We start from the raw sequence: 18987 nt of genomic DNA, 5'->3' as shown, positions 1-18987 counted from the left end.
TAATACCATGAAAAAACTAATCCCATTCCTCATAGTTACCTTTACTTTATTTCTTTTAAATTCTTGTTTTAAAGCCAATGACAGCGTAGGAGGACATGGTGGAAGATGTACCGGTTCTGCTTATTGTACGGCTTGTTCCAACTGTTCAGGATGCGGACACTGCAGTAGTGGTGGAACTTGTGGTGTTTGTCGTGGCGGATCTTCCGGCAGAAGTTCATCTTCGGGCAGCTCTACTAAAAGTAAATCTAAAAAGCACGAATCCTCAAAAGCTAAATCCACTAAACCGCCAAAAGTATTTATTGATGAGGTTAAGGTCAATATAAATTCCAACAACAGATACATTGCAGGAATTGAAGCTATAAATATTTACGAAAAACCTTCTCTTACATCTAAAGTAATAACAACAGTCTCTAAAAACACCAAACTGACCCAGCTTTCAAAGGAAGGCTCATGGTACAAAGTCCTGATTAAATCAAATGGAAAAAAAGGATATGTTTTTTATAAAGATGTAAAATAATGATCCGGGCTTTAAAAACAGCAGCACTCTTTCTTCCTGTCGTTGCAGGTGGATTTATTTACATCATCTTCAGAACAGAAAGACTTATAATGTTTCATTGGTTTGAATACTTAAGTCTTTCTCATCAAATTAATATTCTCAAAAATCTCAGAAATATCTGTTCTTTTCCTAGCTGGGTTATTTATAGTCTTCCGGATGGACTTTGGACATTTTCTTATGTGGCAGTTTCGTTGCAAATATGGAAGTTATCAATGACCTGCCAAAATGCTTTTTGGATCTTCAGTATTCCTATTGCTGCTGTTCTGTCAGAATTTCTTCAGCTATTTAAACTTATCCCCGGAACATTCGATCCCATTGATATTATATTTTATTTGCTTGGAGCAAGCATGCCTTATTATCTATCAAAAAATAATTTAACCACTAAAATATATGAAAAACGTTAAACACATCATTTCTGCAGGCCTATTCTTCCTTTTTGTATTCATCGCCTTTGGAAGTATGGATGATAAAAAAAGTAAAGATTCTTACAAAAATCTTAATTCACTTGAAACTCCTGATGTTCATCCTCAGGAAATAGCAGTACAACATACCGATCCAAAAAAGGAGGCTATTCTACTTAAATTAAAAGAAAAAGCAAAAAAAGACTGGCCTAATGATTATTCTACACAAGAATATTGGATTAATGAACAAATTGAAGCCTATGATTATATGGAAACGATAGAAGATAATTCCATAAAACAACGAGCTCAAAAAGATTGGCCTTTAGATTTCAGCACGCAGAAGTATTGGTATGAAGAGCAGATTGAAGCAAAACAAAGAATAGAATGAACCCCTTAAAAGTCTTTCTCACCTTCTGTGCGTTATGCTGTTTCATCGCTATTTTCAGACTTCCTATAGAATATTATACTTTCCTGAGAATTCTTGTTTCCATTGGAGCTTTGCTGGTTTTATACAATACCTTAAGCTTTAAACAGCATTACTTCAGTATAATTTTTCTGATCATTCTTATTCTTTTCAATCCCGTTTTCCCCATTTATCTATATAGAAAAGGCATATGGATGCCGCTTGACATTATAACGGGGATTTTATTTTTATTGATCAATTTCATAGAAAACAAAGAACAGAAAAAGGAAGAAGAAGTTACCGAAGAACCCTCACAACCATCAGCACCAATACATCAAAGAACTGTGTCAAGAGACAGAATCATTAATCCTAAAAAACCAAAAGAAGAGTAACCATCATGGAAAACAATCATATAACAGAAAATCTCAAAGCTCATTTTTTAAGATTGTATCAAATGGCAATCTGTGATGATGATTTCAGCGCATTAGAATTAAAAATGCTTTACAAATGTGCAGAAGAAAGAGGAATTTCATCAAAAAATTTAGACGAAATTCTTTTAAATCCTATCAATTTAAAATCATTGATTCCGAAAACTATTGAAGAAAAAGTTGATTATCTGTATGATCTCACAGTCATGATCTGGGCGGATGGAATTGTTTCCCCGAACGAATATTCTGCGATGCAAAAATACGTTTTGATGTTTGGTTTTTTGGAAGAAAACGTAACAGCAATTGTAGATTATCTCATTGAAGCCGTGAAAATCGGAAAAAATAAAAGTGAAATTTTATATGAATTAAAAAACTAACTGATCATGGATACCACCAGTATAAAAAATTTATTTAAACTAAAATCTGTTCCGATAGAACCTGAACAGGAAACATTTCCAAAAAACGAGGACAATCCGAATAATGAATCTCTCGAAGAAAACCGGAAAAGAACCTACCATGAATCCGGATACAGAGACAGTTCGCGAACCAGTGGAAACCACTCTACTCTATCCATCTGTCTTGATGCCGTTTACTCAAAATTTCAGAATGAGGAAAAAGAAATGGTTGAAAAACAGAAGAACCTAAAAGAATCTTACGTCAATGAACAGAAAAACAGGGAAACTGAGATCAAAGCTTTAACTGTCTCACAGGAAACCAAAGAAGAACAGGTAAAAAGTAAAAACACGGAAGTTGAAAATCATCAGCATGCTATTGAAGGCTTAAAAGCAGAAATCCTTGATCTTCCGAGAAATCCGGAAAAATACAATGTAAAAGCAGCAAAAGGAGCTTCAACAAAATTCTGGATCGGAGCTATTCTCTTGCTTCCTATAAGTTTGTATTTGTTGACGTTTTATATTTCAACTTCTTACTCCGCTTTTTTTAAAAGTTTTGATGCCAAAAGTACCGTTATTCAAAGTGTTTTGGATGCACAGGCCTTCAGCAAAGCATGGAACGAAGGAGTTATTGAAGGAGCATTTGTAACTTTGATTCCCTTTGTATTTCTCGGACTAGGTTATTTGATTCACATGTTTTGGGAGAATAAAACGAGAGCGAATTACATCAAGCTTGGATTACTATTTATTGTGACATTTATTTTCGATTCCATTTTAGCCTACGAAATCGAGTCAAAATTATATGAGCTTAATAAAATTTTTGATTCCCCGCCTTTTGATCTTAAAATAGCTTTTACTAAGATTCAGTTTTGGGGAATTATTTTCGCCGGATTCATTGTATATATTATCTGGGGATTGGTTTTCGATTTTGTAATGAAAGAACACAGAGAAAAGGATAAGATCAAAAACGAACAGGAAATCAGACAGAGAAAAGTTGAATTCTTTCAGGAAAAGATCAATGTTTTGAAGAAGGAAATTGAAGAAATTCTGGCCAATATCGGAAATACAAAAGAACTGATTATTAAAACACGGGGTAGAATTGAAGAGCTTCAGAATATTATTGATGGAGTCATTATTCCTACTAAAGATTACAAATTGTATGCTTCGGAATATGTTCAGGGCTGGATCACCTTTATCGGTGAAAAAATAGCCGTTTCAAGAACAGAAAAACAAACGATGATTGATGACTGTATTGCCACTTATAATACCAATTTGGAAACTGTGGGTGCTAATTCCGACAATCAGAATTTAGTGTATTTATCATCTTTATAACTGAAAATTATGAAAAAAATATTCTATTTATTATTCATTATTTCTTTGGCTTCCTGTTGTAAAGAACAACCGCCGAAATTACCTTGCACAAATTGCCCACCGGAAGTTGACTCAAACAATATCAATGTAAGTATTTTAATCGATTTATCCGACAGAATCGATACTATAGCTAATCCGAATCCTACCATGCAGTATTTCCAACGGGATACGGAATACATCAAAGCCATTGAAAAGGGATTTTTAAACCATATTAAATCCAAGAAAATCATTACGTATGATGATCAGATGCAGGTTTTCTTCAACCCGGAACCTTCTGATCCAAAAATAAACGACTTCACTAAGGAGCTGAAAGTTTCTTTCAACAAGGATATCCCAAAAAGTTATTTTGATTCCGTTGATAAAAAATACTCTGAATTACCTTTAAACATCTATCAGTCAGCAATAAAAGATGGAAAATATGTTGGCTCAGATATCTGGGAATTTTTTAAAAATAAAGTCAATGATTACTGTATAAAACAGGATAAAAGAAATATTCTGTTCATTTTGACAGACGGGTATATGTATCATCAAAACACCCAATTTGCAGAGGGAAACAAAACCTCTTATCTGACAACCAAACTCATAAAAGCCAATAATCTTACCACCTCTGATTTTAAAAATATCATTGAAAAAAAGGGCTACGGCTTTGTAAAAGCAAATGAAAACCTTAGTAATCTCGAGGTCATCGTTTTAGGAATCAATCCGGAAAAAGGAAATCCTTTTGAAGAAGCTGTTATTAAAGAGTATTGGGAAAATTGGTTTAAAGAAATGAAAATCAAAAAGTACCAGATCAAATCCGCCGACCTTCCCTCCAACCTGGAACCCATTATCTTAAAAGCAATCTCAGGAAAATAAAAAACACACTCCATATATTTAGCTATTAAAAAAGCGAGGAAATCTAATTCCTCGCTTTTATTTATTTTCTGATCATTTCCGTATGGGGAATATCATCTTCCAGATATTTCTTTCCGGTATCTACAAACCCGAATCCACTGTAAAATCTCAACAGATAGTCCTGCGCTGATATTTTGATTTCAGAAGTATGAAAACGGTTTTCTATGGTTTCTACGGCATATTGTATCAGCTGTTTTCCAAGGCTTTTTCCTCTTGCCTGCTCTGTGGTCAGAACCCTGCCGAAGGAAGTCTCGTCAAACTTTATTCCTTTATCAAAAACACGGCAGTAAGCGAGAACCTGCCCGTCTTCTTCCGCCCAGATATGAACTCCCTTCTGATCATAATTATCAAGATCAGGATAAGGGCAGTTCTGCTCAATAACAAAAACATCTATACGTGCTTTCAGTACAGCATATAATTCAGGTACCGTAAACTCGTCAAACGTTTTAATTTTCCAGACCATATTACTCATCGAAACTTATATTATTATTTGTTAAAAACTCATTGGTTTTTTGTATAAAATCAAGAATCTTGTCTCCCCCCTCTTTCTTTTCTGCTGAGGTAACATATAATTCCGGAAGATCTTCCCAGGTTTTATGAAGCTCGGTCTTATAATCCTCAACGTTTTTGATAACAACGTTCGGTTTTAGCTTATCTGCTTTTGTAAAGACAATTGAGAATGGGATTCCGCTTTCCCCACACCATTGGATAAATTCCAGGTCAATTTTCTGTGGAGTATGTCTTGAATCTACCAAAACAAAAAGGTTCACCAGATTTCTTCTGTTCAGAATATAATTGGTGATCAGTTTTTCAAAATCCTTTCGCTGAACTTTTGAAACCTTTGCATACCCATATCCTGGTAAATCGGTAAGGTACCAGTTTTCATTTACCAAAAAATGATTGATCAGCTGAGTTTTTCCCGGAGTCCCCGAAGTTTTAGCCAAATCTTTATGATTCATCATGGCATTGATCAGTGATGATTTTCCTACGTTTGACCTTCCGATAAAAGCATATTCGGGAATATTGGGTTCTGGGCATTCCTGCCATTTTCCACTACTCTTTACAAACTCTGCTGTTTTAATAATCATTTTTGAATGTATTTTAGAAAAATAAACCATTAAGAAAAGCTCTTAATGGTCATTTATATATTTTAAACTTTATCTTTTACCCAGTTGTATAGGATCTCATTGAATTCATCAGGTTTTTCCATCATCGCAGCGTGGCCGCAGTGATCAATCCAGAATAAATCCGAATTCGGAATAAACTTATTCATATCTTCTGCCACTTCCGGAGGAGTTACATTATCCTGCTTTCCCCAGATCAGACATGTAGGAGTCAGAATTTTCGGAAGATCATTCAGCATGTTGTGCTTAATAGCACTTCTTGCCAGCATTACTGTTTTTATTCCTTTCATCCTATCGTTGACTACTGCAAAAACTTCATCTACAAGATCTTCTGTCGCTACTTTTGGATCGTAGAAAACTTCTTCCGTTTTCTTTCTGATATAAGAGCGGTCATTCTTTCTAGGAAAACTGTCCCCGAAAGTTCTTTCGTATAATCCAGAACTTCCCGTAAGAACAAGATTTTTTACCAGATCAGGTCTTGCCAAAGTTAGAATAAGTCCTACATGCCCTCCCATTGAGTTTCCTACAATGGTTACAGGTCCTGAAATATGACTTTCTATAAACTTGATAATATATTTTGCGATAGTAGTGAGATTCGTATTGAGTACCGGAAGATCATAGATGGGTAATTGAGGCACATATACTTTGAACCCCCTTTCCGAAAAAAAACTTACCATTTTATCGAAATTACTCAAACCACCCATTAACCCGTGCAACAGCACCAATGGATGTCCTTCTCCTGCTTCTACATAGGAATATTTCTTTTCTTTTTTTGTACTAAATATCATAAAACGCCTTAATAAAGCCTTGCAAAAATACAAATTAAACCTCAAAAAAATTTTGATTATCCTAATTTAAGATAAAAATAATATAATATTCCCCTTTTTAACTTTTTTTTTCAAAACCGCTTTATTATGGCTAAAATAACACTTCCAGCAAGTCTCTTCATATCAGTATTTTACATTATTGGAATTCAATCTTTAATAAAACTTATTAACATTGAGTCAAAAAGTGGGAAAAAGTGGGAAATTTTGGAAATTATTATATAAATTTGTCCCAAATGAAAAATTTCATTGGAACATACGAGTGTAAAATTGACGACAAAGGCCGCTTAAAAGTTCCTTCATCTTTAATCAAACAGATGGAAGACTTCGAAGACAACGCATTTGTAGTCAAAAGATCTGTGTTCCAACCTTGTCTGGAGGTATATCCTATGAATGCATGGGACAAACTGATGGGCAAAATTAATAAACTGAACAGGTTCATAAAAAAGAATGCTGATTTCATACGAATGTTTACGGCAGGAGTAAAGACAGTAGAATTGGATAATGCAGGAAGGTTACAGATCTCCAAAGACCTGACGAATTTCGCAAATCTTCAGAAAGATATTGTGATTACCAGCGCGGGAGAGCTCTTCGAAATTTGGGATAAAGATGCCTATGAAAAGGTAATTTCCACCAATGAAACTGATTTTGCAAGCCTTGCAGAAGATGTGATGGGTTCTTTTGATGAAGAATAACTTGAGTAGGTTATTAATTGATTATTATTAAATAAAAAACACAATTAAGCATGTATCATAACCCCGTTTTGTTGAAGCAGAGTGTTGATGATTTGGTGACGAATCCTGACGGAATATATGTGGACTGCACCTTTGGAGGAGGAGGCCATTCAAGAGAGATCTTGAGCAGACTTTCCGATAAAGGGAGATTGTTCAGTTTTGATCAGGACCTGGATGCACTTAAAAATACAATTGATGATCCACGGTTTACATTGGTCAATCAGAATTTCAGATTTCTGGAAAACTCTTTACTGATGTACGGAATTTCTCAGGTAGATGGTGTTTTGGCAGACTTAGGTGTTTCATCTCACCAGTTTGATGAAGCAGACAGAGGATTTTCCACAAGAAGCAATGCTCCTTTGGATATGAGAATGAATGTAATGCAGAATCTTGATGCCAAAAGAGTAATCAATGAATATGAAGAAAGTGAGCTTGCAGATCTTTTCTATCATTATGGAGAGCTAAGAGAAGCAAGAAAGCTGGCAAGAGAAATTGTTCATCATAGAAAGATAAAAACGATAAATACGACAGAGGATCTGAAAAAGCTTTTCAGCTATATTCCGCCTCATAAAGTAAATAAGTTCTATGCTCAGCTTTTCCAGGCGATAAGAATTGAGGTGAACCAGGAACTGGAAGTATTGAAAGAAATGTTGGTTCAGGCTTTCAATGTATTGAAACAGGAAGGAAGATTAGTCGTTATTTCTTACCACTCTCTGGAAGACCGTTTGGTAAAAAGATTCCTGAAAAACGGAATGTTCGAGGGAGAACCGGAAAGAGATATCTACGGAAATTATAAAAAGGCATTCGAATTGATAAAGAGTAAAGCAATCATTCCTGACAATCAGGAGATCGAAGAAAACTCAAGAGCAAGAAGTGCCAAAATGAGAACAGGAATAAAGGTATAAATGATAAATCATAAGTGATAAGCGATATCAATTATCTTTTATCATTAATCAATTATAAAAAAGTTTTGGCAAAAAGAACAACAAATCGCCCCCAGAAAAGACTCACTTTTATAGATATTATAAAAGGAAACTTTCTGAATCGTGATGAGATCAAAATACATTACAGGTATTTTCTCTTGTTGTTTATACTGATGATGTCCATGATTTATACGAATCATCTCGTCAATAAGAAAATTAAAATTGTAAACGCCTTAAAGGAAGAAACAGAAGAATATAAATCGAGAAACGCTTACGCCCAGAGTAAGCTGATCAAAGTGAAAATGGAATCAGAGCTGGGGAAAGAAGTCGCCCGGGATTCATTGATGACCCTGGAAAACCACCCTCACAAATTGCTAATAAAACTGGATAGTACAGATGCAAAAGCAAAATGAATATGACAATAAGCGTAAGAAAACGTTACGATGGGGCTACCTCTTTGCAGTGGTAGCTTTGTGCGTGTTTGTAATGTTCTTGGCAAGGATTGTTATCCTTCAGAATACTAATGTCCAGGAAATTAAAGATGATTACATTAATAAAAATTATCGTGAAGCCACTTTAAAGGCTGCCCGCGGTAATCTTTTTGCTTCCGACGGTTCTATTCTCGCGACAACGGTGATGCGGTATGACATCTATCTTGACTTCAAAACGATGAAAGATACGGTGTACACCAACAACATTGGTGCTCTGACTGATTCTCTGAGCAAAATGTTCGGAAAATCCAGAGGAGAATTCAGACAGAAATTTGACGAGCAGAAGAAAAAGAAAAACCAATACTACACTTTGGTAAAAGGTCTTGATTTTGACCAATACGACAGAATCAGAAAATTCCCAATCTTCAAAAGAGGTAAAAATAAAGGAGGATTTATCGTTGACAGAAACTATAAAAGAGAATTGGCCACGTCAGAAATCGGAGCCGGAACCATTGGTATGGATAACGGAGAACTTAGATCCGGATTGGAAGGAGCTTTCTCAAAATATCTGACAGGAACGGACGGCAAAAGACTGGAGCAGAGAATCAACTCTTCACAATGGAAACCCATCGACTTCTGGAAAGTTCAGGAACCTGTAGATGGAGAAGACGTCTACACGACCTTAGACCTTAGAATTCAAGATATTGCACACTCCGCTCTGGAGAAGCAGTTGATCCATTTTGAAGCAAAACATGGTACCGTAATTGTGATGGAGGTTGAAACCGGAAAAGTACGTGCCCTTGTCAATTTAAGAAGAACAGAATCAGGAGATTATGAAGACTCTTATAACTACGCACTGAAAGATAATATTGAACCCGGATCCACTTTTAAAACCATTTCGCTTTTAGCAGCAATGGATGACGGATTTATTGATGAAAATACAACAGTAAACGTAGGAAACGGAGTCTGGGTATATGCAAAACAGAGAATCTCTGATGGCCACGGAGGAGGAACTTACGATATCAGTGATGTATTGGCGAAGTCCAGCAATGTAGGAACTTCAAAGCTGATCACAAAGTATTACGCAGAAAAGCCACAGATTTTCCTTGACCACCTGAAACGTTGGAAGTTATTCGACAAAATGGATATTGAACTTCCAGGAATTACAAAACCAAAGATCGTTACGCCACAAAACAAGAGATGGAATGCTGCAACACTAGCCTCTATTTCTTACGGATACTCTTCTAATATCAACCTGCTGCAATTAACAACATTCTACAATGGTGTTGCTAATGGAGGGAAAATGCTTAAGCCTTTATTCATCGATAAAATCATGAAAGACGGTAAGGTGATGTACAATGCCAAGCCTGAAGTAATGGTCAACAAAATGGCTTCTGAAAAAGCGATTAAAATGATGACCAACGCCTTAACCAAAGCAGTAGAAAAAGGAACGGGACGAAGCATCTTTACCCCGAATCTTAAAATGGCAGGAAAAACCGGAACCGCCCGATTTGAATATTGGCTTCCCGGTCCTATGAAATACAGAGCATCATTTGCAGGATTTTATCCGGCAGACGCACCCAAATACACCTGTTATGTAATGATAAGCGAGCCCAATACCTCTATAGGATTTTATGGTGGACCCGTTTCAGCACCGGTGTTTAAGGAAATTGCAGGAAAAACATTCCTGAAGACCCCTCAGAATATTGAAAAAGAAATGCTCGTAGACAAAAAGGTAAACCTGAGCAAAATGGTTGAGCCTAATGTAAAAGTAGCAGTGAATGATAAACAAATGCCCAATGTAGTAGGATTAATCGGTAAAAATGTAATCCCGCAATTGGAAAACTTAGGATACCGTGTCGACTATAAAGGGGTGGGAAGAATCAAAGAACAATTCCCGCTGGAAGGCACAACGATCAGTAAGAATCAGAGAATTTATTTGTCTCTGCAAAATTAAAGAAACAGAACTCCAAAAGAGTGATATAAACCAAAATAGAGTAAAGCTCTATTGATAAAGATGATTATAACAGAATTAGTAAACAGAATCCCAGTATTGGAAATCCACGGTGATAACAACCGTGAGGTGACTGAGTTGGTGATTGACAGCAGAAAGGTTACAGAAAATGCTCTGTATGTTGCCATGAGAGGAACAGTGGTGGATGGTCACTCATTTATCGTATCTGCTATTGAAAAAGGAGCTGCAGCAATCGTTTGCGAAGAATTTCCTGAAACATTGGCAGAAAATGTTACTTATGTCAAAGTAAAAGATTCTTCTAAAGCTTTGGGGCATCTTGCTTCCAACTTCTATGGAAACCCTTCTCAGAAACTAAAACTTATTGGCGTTACAGGAACCAATGGGAAAACATCTGTTTCTACCCTACTTTTTGATGTATTCAAAAACTTAGGATATGATTCTGCTTTACTTTCCACTGTTGAAATCAGAATTGGTGAAGAAATTATCCCGGCTACACACACCACCCCTGATGTAATTACAATCAACAGGATTTTAGCTGAAGCGGTAGAAAAAGGATGTGAATTTGCCTTCATGGAAGTAAGCTCACACGGAATTGCTCAGAATAGAATTGAAGGATTACACTTCAAAATAGCAGGTTTCACCAATCTTACTCATGATCATTTAGATTATCATAAAACGTTTGAAGAATATTTAAAAACAAAGAAAAGATTCTTCGATCAATTAGAAGATACAGCCATTGCCATCACTAATTTGGATGACAAGAATGGAAATGTCATGCTTCAGAACACTAAGGCCAAAAAGAAGTCTTATGCTTTGAAAACCATGGCAGATTATCACGGAAAATTATTGGAAGTAGATTTCAACGGAATGCTGTTGAACTTCAACGGAAAAGAATTCTGGACGACACTTACCGGGAAATTCAATGTATACAATTTGCTGCTTGTATTCGGAATTGCTGAAGAACTTGGTTTTGAGCAGGATGAAATTCTTCAGGCGATCAGCAAATTAAAAAGAGTTTCCGGAAGATTTGAAACCTTCAAATCCGATGGTGGAATTTTCTTTATCGTAGATTATGCGCATACTCCGGATGCATTGGAAAACATTCTGGACAGCATCAACGATATCAGAACCAAAAACGAAAGATTAATCACCGTGTTTGGCTGCGGAGGAGACAGAGACCATTCCAAAAGACCTGAAATGGGGAATATTGCCTCTAAAAAATCAACATTGGCAATCATCACTTCAGACAACCCGAGAACAGAAGATCCGGCACAGATTATTAAAGAAATTGAAGCAGGCGTTGAACCCCAAAACTTCAGCAAATACACTTCAATTCCGGACAGAAGAGAAGCCATAAAAATGGCCATAAAGTTTTCAGAACCTAAAGATATCGTTTTGGTTGCCGGAAAAGGCCACGAAACCTATCAGGAGATCAATGGTGTAAAACATCATTTTGATGACAAAGAAGTAATTAATGAGCTTTGGAAATTAATGTCCAAATAAATTGAAAGATTAAACTCATTTAATGATTTAAAAATTTGATAATGACGAAGAATTTTGAAAATTTCCCGGTATATATCAAAAGTTTAGATCTTATTCAGAAAATGTATGAGTTTCTTCAAAATCAAAGCTTTGAAAAAGAATTTGAATTTAACAACCAAATAAAAAGAGCGAGCTTTTCAATTAGCAACAATATTGCGGAAGGCTGAGAACATAATAATAACAGACAATTTATTAGATATTTAAAAATTGCAAAAGGCAGCTGTGCAGAAGTAAGAAGTATGCTGATTGTAAGTAAAAGATTAAAATTAGGTGACGAAAATAAAGCTGGAGAAATCATCACCCTTTCAAGAGAGGTTTCTTCAAACATATCAAACTTTATTAAATATTTAAGTGAAAATATTGATAAACCCAATCTTTAAATCTTTAAATAAATTAAATTTTTAAATAATAAAAAAACAGAAACATGCTATACTATCTATACGAATATCTAACCAACCATGGAATTCACGTTCCCGGATTAGGACTGTTGAAATACATCTCCTTCCGTGCCGGAATGTCTGTCTTATTCTCACTTATTATTGCTCTTGTCTACGGAAAAAGAGTAATCAATTATCTGAGAACAAAACAAATGGGAGAATTGGTACGTGATCTTGGTTTGGATGGTCAAAAACAGAAAGAAGGAACTCCTACCATGGGAGGACTTATCATTATTTTGGCAACCATCATTCCCGTATTGTTGTTTACAAGAATTACCAATGTATATATTGTTCTGTTGCTGGTTTCAATGTTCTGGATGGGTGCCATTGGTTTCCTTGATGATTACTTAAAGAAAATCAAAAAAAATAAAGACGGTCTAAGTGGTAAATTCAAAATTGTAGGACAGGTCGGATTAGGGCTAATTGTCGGAATTACAATGTATTTCCACCCGGACATCACCGTTAAAAGAAAATATGCAGATGCTAAAGTGGTCAACAGAAACAACGTAGAGCAGAACTTTATGCCTACAGAGAAAATTACTGTTTCTACTGTTCCTTTTGCAAAGAATAATGAATTCGATTATAGTGGTATATTGTTTTGGATGAATGATAAAGATGCTCATGAATGGGCATGGATTGTCTTTATTCCTATTGTGATCTTCATTGTAACAGCGGTTTCAAACGGAGCCAATATTACAGACGGAATCGATGGTCTCGCAGCAGGAACCAGTGCCATCATACTGCTCTCGCTGGCTCTCTTCGCTTACCTTTCCGGGAACATCATCTTTGCAGATTATCTGAATATCATGTTCCTTCCGAATATGGGAGAAACCACCATTTTTGCGGTGGCAATGGTAGGTGCCGTGATCGGATTTTTCTGGTACAACACGTATCCTGCCCAGGTTTTTATGGGAGATACCGGAAGTTTAATGCTGGGAGGAGTGATTGCTGTACTAGCCATTATTTTAAGAAAAGAATTGTTGATTCCTGTATTATGCGGAATCTTCCTGATTGAAAATGTGTCTGTCATGTTACAGGTCATTGTTTTCAAATACAGAAAAAGAAAATATGGGTTGGAATATGCCCAAAACAATAGACTATTCAAAATGTCACCATTACACCATCACTATCAGAAAGAAGGATTTCACGAAAGTAAAATCGTGAACAGAATGATCATCATTGGAGTAATACTGGCTATTGTATGTCTGATCACATTAAAAATGAGATAAAAAACCAATTTAAAAATTAAAAGATTGAAACATTGAAGAATTTTTTTAATCATTAAATCTTTTAATCATTAAATCAAAATAATATGAAAATAGTTGTTTTAGGAGGTGGAGAAAGCGGATGCGGCGCTGCTTATTTGGCTAAAAAGAAAGGTCTGGAAGTATTTCTTTCAGATAAAGGAGCCATTAAGGATAACTATAAGCAGTTTCTTACCGATAATGAAATTGAATTTGAAGAAGGAAACCACGATGAAGAAAGGATTTTAAATGCTGACTGGATCGTAAAAAGCCCTGGAATTCCGAAAAAAGCGGAGATCATTTATAAAATTCATGAAAAAGGAATCAGACTTTCCTCTGAAATTGAATTTGCTTCTGAATTTACAGACGCAAAGATCATCGCCATTACCGGAAGCAACGGAAAAACAACAACCACTTCCCTGATCTATTATATCCTGAAAAATGACGGATTGAATGTAGGTTTGGGTGGAAATATCGGATATAGCTTTGCCAAGCAGGTTGCAGATGAAAACCATGAATATTATGTCCTGGAAGTAAGCTCTTTCCAGTTGGATGATATTCAGAATTTCAGACCGTATATCTCTTTATTGTTGAATCTGTCTCAGGATCACCTGGATCAGTACAACTACAACTATGAAGAATATGCCTTGGCAAAATTCAGAATCACTGAAAATCAGGAAAATGATAATTTCTTCATCTACAACAAAGATGATGAAATGAGCAAAAATCTTCTTGAAAAGCTTGAAATAAAGGCTAAAATGATTCCTTTCTCAATAAAAGAGAAGTTACCGGAAGGAGGTTTCATTAATGAAGATGAAATTGTGGTAAAAATGAAAGACGAATTCGCAATGAAGGTTGACGAGTTGTCTTTATTGGGAAATCACAATGTAGCCAACAGCTTGGCAGCATCCATTGCCGGTAAAATATTAAAAATCAACAATGAAAGCATCAGACATTCATTGATGACATTCCAGGCAGTGGAGCACAGATTAGAGTTTGTAACTGAAATTGATCAGGTAAAATACATCAATGACAGCAAAGCAACCAATGTGAATGCTACTTACTATGCTCTGGAAAGTATGAAAACACCAACCGTATGGATTGTTGGTGGATTAGATAAAGGAAATGACTACACTGAAATTGAAGATTTAGTCAAAAGAAAAGTAAAGGCAATTGTTTGCCTGGGAGTTGATAATAAAAAGATCATTGAGTTCTTTAAAGACAAAAAAGAATTCATTTATGATACTTCAAGCATGGAAGAAGCCGTGAAAATTTCAAAATCACTGGCCAAAAAAGGCGATACTGTTTTATTATCTCCGTGCTGTGCAAGCTTTGACTTGTTCAAAAGCTATGAAGACAGAGGACGCCAGTTTAAAGAACAGGTATTAAAGTAAAAATGTAAAATGTCAGATGTAGAAAGTACATTTTACTTTGTACATCATACATCAATACAAAATTATGGACGAACAGAACACAGAAAGCAGATTTGAATTTCTAAAGGGCGATAAAGTACTTTGGATGGTCATCCTTGTGATCTCCATTTTCTCTATTTTCCCTGTATACTCTGCAAGTTCAAATCTCGAATACATTGTCAATAACGGGACCACAACAGGTCACGTTATCAAACATATGTTCTTTGTAGTCTTAGGATTAGGAATTATGAGACTGGCAGGAACCGTAAAATATGAATACATCGGAAAGCTGAGCAGCATCTTGCTCGGTCTGATGGTTGTTTTACTGATCGTTACCATGTTTACCGGGCAGACCATTGATGGGGCCAGTGCTTCCAGATGGCTGAAAATTCCGGGAACCCCGATTTCATTCCAGCCTTCATCGTTTGCCTTTTTAATGTTAATTATTTATCTGTGCAGATATTTAACCAAAAAGATAACAAGAGAAAGACTTCCGATAGAGAATATCATGTATATTTTCGGGCCTATCCTCCTTGTTTTCGTATTGGTAGCAAAAGATAACGGTTCTACAGCATTAATGATTTTAATGGTTTCTGTGATCGTTCTGATCATAGGGCAGCTTCACTGGAAATACATTGCAGGATTTATTTCTGCCTCATTTATAGCCATTGTATTATTTTTATTAATAGCCCTGAATACAAACATGATCGGCGGAAACCGTGTTCACACATGGATGAGCCGTGTAGAAACATTTACCTCAAGCAAAGCAAAATCAGCTGATGTAGATGATGAAAGTATAAAAGCAAAAAACTATCAGGTAATGCAGGCTAAGGCAGCCATTGTACATGGAGGGATCACCGGAATGGGACCCGGAAAAAGTGCATTGAAGCAAATGCTTCCACAGTCTGCTTCCGACTTTATCTTCGCTGTGATTGTAGAAGAATATGGCGTGATAGGCGCTGCCTTTCTGATCTGTTTATACCTGATTATGATGATACGGATCGTAATGATCGCCAGTAAAATGCCTGCGTTTTTTGGATCCTTACTCGTGCTCAGTCTCGGGGTAATGATCTTTATTCAGCTTTCAGTAAACATAGCTGTTGCAGTGAACCTGATCCCGGTAACAGGACAGCCGCTGCCTTTGATAAGTTATGGAGGAACCTCAATGCTGGTAACCTATTTACAATTAGGTATTATTTTAAATATAAGCTCAAGAATACAGATTTATGATGAAGAAGGAATGGGCAAAAAACAAAGTGTAGCAGAAATAAACGATATCGCTTAACATGAACAAAAAATTGAAAATATTATTATCAGGTGGAGGAACAGGAGGACATATCTTCCCTGCCATCGCCATTGCTGATGAAATCAAAAAAAGATTTCCTGATGCAGAATTTTTGTTCATTGGTGCCAACGGAAAAATGGAAATGGAAAAAGTTCCTCAGGCAGGCTATACAATAGAGGGAATTGATATCGCCGGAATCGACAGAGGAAACCTTTTGTCCAATTTGGGACTGCCTTTCAAAATTTTGAAGAGTTTATCAAAATCTAAAAGGGTTATCAAAAACTTCGCACCGGATTTTGCAGTAGGAACAGGAGGATTTGCCAGCGGACCGGCTCTTTATGAAGCAAGCAAAATGGGAATCCCAATTTTCATACAGGAACAGAATGCTCATGCGGGAGTAACCAATAAAATTTTAAGCAAGAAAGCAAAAGCTGTTTTCACCGCCTATCCAAAAGTAGAAGGCTTTCCGGCAGAAAAAATAAAATTCCTGGGAAATCCGATTCGTTCAACCATTATTTCAGGAATGCAGGACACCGCTCAGGCAAAGGAGAAAATGGGGCTGAATAAAGATAAACTTACGATATTGTCTGTTGGAGGTTCTTTAGGATCCAGAACATTGAACAATGCCTGGAAATCTCATTTAAAAGAAATAGTAGACAAAGACTATCAGCTGATCTGGCAGACAGGAAAGCTTGATTATAAAGATATTTTAGACGAAACAAAAGATATAGATACCAGAAATATTCAGATCTTAGAATTTATCAAAGACATGGAGCTGGCATATTCTGCAGCGGATATCATCGTTTCAAGAGCCGGAGCCATTGCCATTTCAGAGCTGGCTGTAGCACAAAAACCGGTCCTTTTGGTTCCTTTCCCTTTTGCAGCGGAAGACCACCAAACCAAAAATGCCATGAATCTGGTTGAAAAAAATGCAGCGAAAATGGTAAAAGACTCTGAAATGCAGGAAAAGTTCTGGAATACATTATCAGAGATCTGCGAAAATGAAAGGGTAAGAAAAGAAATGTCCGACAATCTGAAATATTTTGCCAAGCCTAATGCCGCAAAAGAGATTGTAGACGAGATTTTTAAAGTGATACAATAATTAGGTCAGGCTTCGACAAGCTCAGCCTGACACGGTTAAAGTTTAATTCATTAACGAGTAATGAATATTAGTTGATGAAGGCTTTATAATATAAAATATTGGTAATACAACTCTGAATTTGTTCAAGAGTCATTAAAGATTAAAATATAAATGAATAATTTACAAACATATCAGACTTTTTACTTCGTTGGAATCGGAGGTATCGGAATGAGTGCATTGGCACGCTATTTCAATGCATCCGGGAAAAAAGTATTGGGGTACGACAAAACCAATACAAAATTGACTCAGAATCTGATGAACGAAGGGATTGATATTGTTTTTGAAGATCATATTGACGAAAGGATCACTTCCCTTCAGAAAGAAGATACATTGGTGATCTATACTCCAGCCATCAAAACCCTTGGAATTTTAGATTATTTCAACCAAAATCAGTTTGAAGTGTTGAAACGAGCTAAGGTTTTAGGATTAATTACAGAAAATACAGACTGCATCGCCATTGCAGGAACCCATGGAAAGACAACAACGTCTACCCTTGTGGCTCATTTATGCAAAGAAGCAGATCTTCCCTTCTCATGCTTTTTGGGAGGTATTTCTGAAAACTTTAAATCCAACTTCCTGTACAACGGTTCTACTTATTCTGTAGTGGAAGCTGATGAATATGACAGAAGCTTCCTAAGCCTATCCCCGGATTGGGCTGTAGTAACTTCTACGGATGCTGACCATCTGGATATTTATGGAGATAAGAGCCATATTGAAGAAGGATTCAGACAGTTTGCTGCTTTGGTCCCTCAAGACAAGCAGCTCTTTGTAAGAAAAGGAGTAGAAATTGGCAGAGGACATCAAACCTATGCGGTGAATGAGCCTGCAGACTATTATTCAGACAATCTGCGAATGGATCATGATAAAATCTATTTTGATTTCCATACGCCAACGGAAACGATAAAGGATTTTGTATGGGAAATTCCGGGAATCCATAATGTGGAAAATGCTACTGTAGCCCTGGCTATTCTGCATAATTTAGGCGCAGATTTTGATACGCTGAAAAAAGCAATTGCCAACTTTAAAGGAATTAAAAGAAGATATACCAAACATATTTATCCGAACGGTAAAATTTATATTGATGACTATGCCCATCATCCTACAGAAACCAATGCTGTAATAGGCTCCATCAGAACGTTTTACCCTGATAAAAAACTACTGGTAGTCTTCCAGCCCCACCTTTTCAGCAGAACAAGAGATTTCGCAGACGGGTTTGCAGAGAGTTTAAGCAAAGCTGATGAACTTATTCTGCTTGATATTTACCCTGCAAGAGAACTTCAGGAGAACTTTGAAGGGATTACCTCAAGCTGGCTGCTGGACAAAGTAACATTAGATAAAAAAGAAGTATCGACATTATCCGATGCTTTTGAAAAAATAAAAGAAAAAGATTTTGATATCCTCCTTACAGTAGGCGCAGGAAATATTGATACTCTGTACGACCCTATTTGTGAATGGATAGAAAATTAATAA

20 protein-coding genes and 1 pseudogene are annotated in these 18987 nt (G+C 36.2%); 18 read left to right on the top strand and 3 right to left on the bottom strand.

The genetic code is table 11. From position 1 onward, the window contains the following. Positions 1 to 7: 7 nt before the first annotated feature. Genes AC07UM_RS13255 through AC07UM_RS13225 form a run of 7 tightly spaced genes read left to right on the top strand, consistent with a single transcriptional unit; the run spans position 8 to position 4406 of the window. On the top strand, positions 8 to 517 hold the full coding sequence (locus AC07UM_RS13255) for an SH3 domain-containing protein (protein ID WP_494683091.1): 510 nt from the start codon (positions 8 to 10) through the stop codon (positions 515 to 517). Continuing rightward, complete coding sequence (locus AC07UM_RS13250; protein ID WP_494683092.1) at positions 517 to 960, top strand: hypothetical protein; 444 nt, start codon at positions 517 to 519, stop codon at positions 958 to 960. The genes AC07UM_RS13255 and AC07UM_RS13250 overlap by 1 nt, the downstream gene beginning before the upstream one ends. Further along, positions 947 to 1345: a hypothetical protein gene (locus tag AC07UM_RS13245; RefSeq protein WP_494683093.1), complete on the top strand. Its 399-nt coding sequence runs from the start codon at positions 947 to 949 to the stop codon at positions 1343 to 1345. Before AC07UM_RS13250 ends, AC07UM_RS13245 begins: the two co-directional genes overlap by 14 nt. Beyond that, on the top strand, positions 1342 to 1752 hold the full coding sequence (locus tag AC07UM_RS13240) for a DUF6804 family protein (RefSeq protein ID WP_494683094.1): 411 nt from the start codon (positions 1342 to 1344) through the stop codon (positions 1750 to 1752). Before AC07UM_RS13245 ends, AC07UM_RS13240 begins: the two co-directional genes overlap by 4 nt. A gap of 5 nt (positions 1753 to 1757) precedes the next feature. Beyond that, positions 1758 to 2165 carry a hypothetical protein gene (locus AC07UM_RS13235; RefSeq protein WP_494683095.1) on the top strand — a complete coding sequence of 136 codons (408 nt, stop codon included), beginning with the start codon at positions 1758 to 1760 and terminating at the stop codon, positions 2163 to 2165. A gap of 6 nt (positions 2166 to 2171) precedes the next feature. After that, complete coding sequence (locus AC07UM_RS13230) at positions 2172 to 3512, top strand: beta-carotene 15,15'-monooxygenase (protein WP_494683096.1); 1341 nt, start codon at positions 2172 to 2174, stop codon at positions 3510 to 3512. A gap of 9 nt (positions 3513 to 3521) precedes the next feature. After that, positions 3522 to 4406 (top strand): hypothetical protein, encoded by an 885-nt coding sequence (locus AC07UM_RS13225; RefSeq protein ID WP_494683097.1) that lies wholly within the window; start codon positions 3522 to 3524, stop codon positions 4404 to 4406. A 61-nt stretch (positions 4407 to 4467) separates the two neighbouring features. On the opposite strand, the gene AC07UM_RS13220 is transcribed toward AC07UM_RS13225, so the two are convergent. From AC07UM_RS13220 to AC07UM_RS13210, 3 genes are all read right to left on the bottom strand, one after another. Beyond that, complete coding sequence (locus AC07UM_RS13220) at positions 4468 to 4917, bottom strand: GNAT family N-acetyltransferase (protein ID WP_152291172.1); 450 nt, start codon at positions 4915 to 4917, stop codon at positions 4468 to 4470. Next, complete coding sequence (gene yihA, locus AC07UM_RS13215; RefSeq protein ID WP_089735572.1) at positions 4910 to 5533, bottom strand: ribosome biogenesis GTP-binding protein YihA/YsxC; 624 nt, start codon at positions 5531 to 5533, stop codon at positions 4910 to 4912. The genes AC07UM_RS13220 and yihA overlap by 8 nt, the downstream gene beginning before the upstream one ends. Before the next feature lie 62 nt (positions 5534 to 5595). Then, positions 5596 to 6357, bottom strand: a complete 762-nt coding sequence (locus AC07UM_RS13210; protein ID WP_494683098.1) for an alpha/beta fold hydrolase — start codon at positions 6355 to 6357, stop codon at positions 5596 to 5598. Positions 6358 to 6629: 272 nt separating this feature from the next. Here AC07UM_RS13210 and mraZ point away from each other — a divergent pair, with 272 nt between their 5' ends. From mraZ to murC, 11 genes and pseudogenes are all read left to right on the top strand, one after another. After that, a complete protein-coding gene (mraZ, locus tag AC07UM_RS13205; RefSeq protein ID WP_103232132.1) occupies positions 6630 to 7088 on the top strand; it encodes a division/cell wall cluster transcriptional repressor MraZ in 459 nt (152 codons plus the stop codon). 50 nt (positions 7089 to 7138) lie between these two features. Continuing rightward, positions 7139 to 8032 carry a 16S rRNA (cytosine(1402)-N(4))-methyltransferase RsmH gene (gene rsmH / locus AC07UM_RS13200; protein ID WP_124533119.1) on the top strand — a complete coding sequence of 298 codons (894 nt, stop codon included), beginning with the start codon at positions 7139 to 7141 and terminating at the stop codon, positions 8030 to 8032. 65 nt (positions 8033 to 8097) lie between these two features. Beyond that, positions 8098 to 8463: an FtsL-like putative cell division protein gene (locus AC07UM_RS13195; protein ID WP_103232134.1), complete on the top strand. Its 366-nt coding sequence runs from the start codon at positions 8098 to 8100 to the stop codon at positions 8461 to 8463. Further along, entirely contained in the window at positions 8447 to 10438 is a 1992-nt protein-coding gene (locus tag AC07UM_RS13190) for a penicillin-binding transpeptidase domain-containing protein (RefSeq protein ID WP_494683099.1), read from the top strand. The genes AC07UM_RS13195 and AC07UM_RS13190 overlap by 17 nt, the downstream gene beginning before the upstream one ends. Before the next feature lie 60 nt (positions 10439 to 10498). Continuing rightward, positions 10499 to 11959, top strand: coding sequence for a UDP-N-acetylmuramoyl-L-alanyl-D-glutamate--2,6-diaminopimelate ligase (locus tag AC07UM_RS13185; protein ID WP_494683100.1), 1461 nt, complete (start codon positions 10499 to 10501; stop codon positions 11957 to 11959). 41 nt (positions 11960 to 12000) lie between these two features. Further along, positions 12001 to 12378 (top strand): annotated as a pseudogene (locus tag AC07UM_RS13180) (four helix bundle protein). Positions 12379 to 12422: 44 nt separating this feature from the next. Beyond that, on the top strand, positions 12423 to 13664 hold the full coding sequence (gene mraY, locus AC07UM_RS13175; RefSeq protein WP_494683101.1) for a phospho-N-acetylmuramoyl-pentapeptide-transferase: 1242 nt from the start codon (positions 12423 to 12425) through the stop codon (positions 13662 to 13664). Positions 13665 to 13747: 83 nt separating this feature from the next. Next, entirely contained in the window at positions 13748 to 15073 is a 1326-nt protein-coding gene (gene murD, locus AC07UM_RS13170; protein ID WP_494683102.1) for a UDP-N-acetylmuramoyl-L-alanine--D-glutamate ligase, read from the top strand. Positions 15074 to 15137: 64 nt separating this feature from the next. Then, positions 15138 to 16376: an FtsW/RodA/SpoVE family cell cycle protein gene (locus tag AC07UM_RS13165; RefSeq protein WP_124533111.1), complete on the top strand. Its 1239-nt coding sequence runs from the start codon at positions 15138 to 15140 to the stop codon at positions 16374 to 16376. A gap of 1 nt (position 16377) precedes the next feature. Beyond that, entirely contained in the window at positions 16378 to 17478 is a 1101-nt protein-coding gene (gene murG / locus AC07UM_RS13160; RefSeq protein ID WP_494683103.1) for an undecaprenyldiphospho-muramoylpentapeptide beta-N-acetylglucosaminyltransferase, read from the top strand. Between the two features lie 150 nt (positions 17479 to 17628). Beyond that, positions 17629 to 18984 carry a UDP-N-acetylmuramate--L-alanine ligase gene (gene murC, locus AC07UM_RS13155; RefSeq protein WP_494683104.1) on the top strand — a complete coding sequence of 452 codons (1356 nt, stop codon included), beginning with the start codon at positions 17629 to 17631 and terminating at the stop codon, positions 18982 to 18984. Positions 18985 to 18987 lie beyond the last annotated feature (3 nt).

Source organism: Chryseobacterium sp. GW821-FHT04C04, from assembly GCF_059420365.1.
This window is presented reverse-complemented; position numbering and strand designations above follow the sequence as displayed.